1 pseudogene is annotated in these 385 nt (G+C 62.9%); it reads left to right on the forward strand.

What is annotated here, in order from left to right:
- Positions 1–213 (forward strand): annotated as a pseudogene (locus ACTWP6_RS30445) (IS256 family transposase); the annotation flags it as partial.
- Positions 214–385: the final 172 nt, after the last annotated feature.

Here is a 385-nt window from a genome sequence, read left to right on the forward strand (position 1 = left end):
CCGGGATCACGGGCCGCTGGATTGGCGATGGCCTATAAGCTGATCGACACAGCCCAAGCCCGTTGGCGTGCCGTCAACGCCCCGCATCTGGTCGCCCTGGTACGCGCGGGAGCGGTCTTCCACAAAGCCAAACTGCTCGAACGGCCCACCGACATCACCCCGCCGGCACCACCGTCAGACGGCGATCAACACACCGGAACGGAGGTCGCCTGAAACACCCCGATCCACAGGTATTGACAATTCCTCCGAGCGAGTCGCCATGGTGGGTCCTTAAGTTCGTAGTTGCAGTTACTTCGTGTTGTTACGTTGGGCTGTGACCCGGGTGGGTCGGGTGAGGCTGCATGGTCGTAGCCGGCCCTGGTGGTGCGGCTTGAAAGGACTGGCC

The organism is Mycobacterium sp. 4D054 (assembly GCF_052245755.1).
Lineage (GTDB): Bacteria > Actinomycetota > Actinomycetes > Mycobacteriales > Mycobacteriaceae > Mycobacterium.